At 24.6% G+C, this 3324-nt stretch carries 3 protein-coding genes; all 3 read right to left on the bottom strand.

The annotated features are described in order from the left end of the window. Positions 1-193 precede the first annotated feature (193 nt). The 3 genes from thiD to proS all read right to left on the bottom strand — a co-directional run bounded on the left by thiD (position 194) and on the right by proS (position 3141). On the bottom strand, positions 194-946 hold the full coding sequence (thiD, locus tag BGI41_RS07285; protein WP_088539992.1) for a bifunctional hydroxymethylpyrimidine kinase/phosphomethylpyrimidine kinase: 753 nt from the start codon (positions 944-946) through the stop codon (positions 194-196). 80 nt (positions 947-1026) lie between these two features. Further along, entirely contained in the window at positions 1027-1710 is a 684-nt protein-coding gene (gene cofC, locus BGI41_RS07280) for a 2-phospho-L-lactate guanylyltransferase (protein WP_088539988.1), read from the bottom strand. Between the two features lie 21 nt (positions 1711-1731). Continuing rightward, positions 1732-3141: a proline--tRNA ligase gene (proS, locus tag BGI41_RS07275; RefSeq protein ID WP_088539986.1), complete on the bottom strand. Its 1410-nt coding sequence runs from the start codon at positions 3139-3141 to the stop codon at positions 1732-1734. Positions 3142-3324: the final 183 nt, after the last annotated feature.

Here is a 3324-nt window from a genome sequence, read left to right as displayed (position 1 = left end):
ATATTATGGATTTTCTTAAGTTTTATCTTTTGATAATATTAAATTTTTAGCTATTTTTAAAAATTAGATTTTTTATGTTTAATATTTTGTTTTTATAAATTTAATTAAAAAATAAAAATAAGTATAATATTTTTAATAATCTAAATTAAAAATTTAATTAATATTATTTAAAATATATAATAAACTATTAAATTTATAAATTATTTAATTCATATAATGGATTCAATGTTTTATATCTTCCATATTTAATACTATTATATACATAGTCATTTGATTTTTCAATTGATTCTCTTAAATCATAATTTTTTATAAGATATCCACATACTGCAGCAGAAAAAGTACATCCAGAACCATGTGTATTATTTGTTTTAATTAATTCTTGGGTGTATACTTTAATATCTCCATCATATAAAATACTTTGTCCATTTAAATGTCCACCAGTAATTATGACATTTGTTTTTTTACCTATTTTTTCTGCAGCTTTTATTCCATCATTAAGATTATTAATTTTAATTCCAGATAATGTTTCTGCTTCTTTAATATTAGGACATACAAGTACTCCATTAGGAATTAAATATTTTTTTAAATATTTACTATAATCATTATTCATTAAGTTAGCACCAGAACTTGCTACCATTACAGGATCTATTACAATTTTAAGGTCATTTTCATTTATTTTTTCACTTACTAATTTTATAATTTCTTTAGAATATAACATTCCTGTTTTTCCATATTCAATAGGGTAAGCATCTAATATTGAATCAAATTGTAATGATATAAAATCAGTATCTACTTCTTTTATTCCATATACTTTATCAGGATTTTGTGCAGTTAGATTTGTAACTACTGAAGTTCCATGTATTCCTAGTGCACTAAATGTTTTAATATCTGTAAGTATTCCTGCTCCTCCAGAAGGATCAAGTCCAGCAATTGTAAGTCCAATCATTTTAATCACATTAAAAAAAGTTTTTTAAAATATTTATCTAAAATTAAAAATTATAAAAAAAGAGATTTAAAGAAAAATTTTTAATTTTTTCTTTCAACTTCAAGTCTTTCAGGGCCATGTACTGATTTAACACTAATTCCTAAAGATCTAAGGTATTCTTTAGTTTCTGTTCCATCTCCATGAATTAAGATTTCACCAAGATCTTCTTTTGTATTAACATCCATTGCCATGAAAAATGAATCATGAATCATTGGTGTAAAATTATGTTTATCTGCTTGTTTAATATGTTTTATAAAACTAAAATCACCAAATTTCATTTCAATTGTTGATGGTTGTATTATTAATGCATTAGTTCCTCCACCTTTTGAAGGTACTATTACAAATTTCATAAATTTAGTTTGTTCAAGTAACATACTAATATTTGTTTTACCAATAAGCGGAACATCTGAAGGTAAAATAATAACTCTTTTAACTTTATCTTTTACTTCATCCATTGCTTGAAATAATGCATTATTTAGATTATTATCTTCCTCTGTTTCTTTTTCTATTATTGTATTTAAATCAAGATTTTTAGCATAATCAAGTACTTCTTCATCAGAACTAACTATATAAATTTCATCAACATTATCTTTTAATGCATTTGTAACATCTTTAAGCATTGTTTTTAAAAGATTTTCTCTTTCTTCTAAATTTAAAAATGGTGATAATCTTGTTTTTCCATTTGAAAATTTACTTACTGGAATAATTGCATATATTTCATCCATTATAACACTTCATTAATTTTTTTAATATGTTTTTGCAATTGAACTAATATGTTTTGCTTTTTTACCACAATGGATACAAACAGCATTAGTATCTTCATCAAGTTCTTCACAAGAACCAAGTACATCCATATCTGTTTCTTTTTCAATTGCTTGTCCACATTCAGTATCTCCACACCAATAGAATTTGGTGATATTTCCATTTTCTGCACTAGGTTTTAATTCTTCTTCTTTATCTACAAATTTTATAGAATCATTAAATTTGTCCCATGCTTTTTTATATAATTCATTATGTATTGTTTCAAGATTTTCTTTAATATTGTTTGCTAAATTGTTATCAATTGGAAGTTCTGATTTTTCACCATTATCTCTTCTTACAATAACAACTTTATTTGCTTTTAAGTCTCTTGGTCCAAGTTCTATTCTTAATGGACTACCTTTTTGTTCAATATCAAAGAATTTTTTTCCTGGACGAATATCCCTATCATCTATTTTTACACGGATTTTTAAATTTTCAAGTGCTTCTTTAATTTCATTACATTTACTAAGAACTTCTTCTGCACCTTTTTTAAATAAAATAGGAACAATTACTACTTGTGTAGGTGCTACAGTAGGTGGAAGGACAAGACCTTTTTCATCTCCATGTATTGCAATTGCAGATGCAATTACACGGTCTGAAATACCGTAACAAGTTTGATATACATAATCATGATTTCCTTCTTTATTTTCAAAGGTAATATCAAATGTTTTTGCAAATGTTTGACCTAAATTATGTACTGTACCTATTTGTAAAGTTTTTCCATCTGGGAAAATAGTATCAAATGCTATTGTGTAATCTGCACCAGGGAATTTATCCCATACTGGTCTATTACTAATCAAATAAGGTATTGCAAGTTTATCAAAGATTTCTTTATAAATTTTAATACCTGTTTTTACTTGTTTATCAGATTCTTCTTTTGTAGCATGTGCAGTATGTGCTTCAACAAAACTAGTAATTTCACGAACTCTAATCATAGGTCTTGTATGTTTTGTTTCATATCTAAAAGTATTTACTTTTTGATAGATTTTAATTGGTAAATCAATATGTGATCTAATCCATAATGAAAACATAGGGTAAATTGCAGTTTCACTTGTAGGTCTAAGTGCTAGTTGTTCATTTAATTCTTTTTTACCACCATGTGTTACCCAATATACTTCATCTTCAAATCCTTTTACATGTAATCCTTCTTTTGCAAGTTCACTTTCTGGAATTAAAAGAGGAAATAGAGTTTCATCATGTTCTTTGTCAAGTAATTCTGTAACATAATTATAGTAATTTTTTCTTATTTGAAATCCATATGGTCTCCAAACACACATACCTTTAATAGGGTATCTTGAATCTATAATATCTGCTGTATCTAAGATATCATGGAACCATTCACTAAAATTTTCCATTAAATCACCATTTTATAATTTTTAATAGTATTTATAAAAATAAGCATTGTTTATTTTAAAACAATTATTGTAAATTATTTTATAATATGTTTATTATCTTTTTTTTAATTAATAAAATGTTTGAATATTTTTAAGGTTTATTTTTTAATATAGATTAATTAGATATTTAGATTGATTAAATTC

Origin of the sequence: Methanobrevibacter sp. 87.7, from assembly GCF_002208625.1 — an archaeon.
Taxonomy (GTDB): domain Archaea; phylum Methanobacteriota; class Methanobacteria; order Methanobacteriales; family Methanobacteriaceae; genus Methanarmilla.
This window is presented reverse-complemented; position numbering and strand designations above follow the sequence as displayed.

Coding starts and splice junctions, on each gene's coding strand:
- proS (WP_088539986.1), bottom strand. CDS start 3,141: ATGGAAAATTTTAGTGAATGGTTCCATGATATCTTAGATACAGCAGAT.
- thiD (WP_088539992.1), bottom strand. CDS start 946: ATGATTGGACTTACAATTGCTGGACTTGATCCTTCTGGAGGAGCAGGA.
- cofC (WP_088539988.1), bottom strand. CDS start 1,710: ATGGATGAAATATATGCAATTATTCCAGTAAGTAAATTTTCAAATGGA.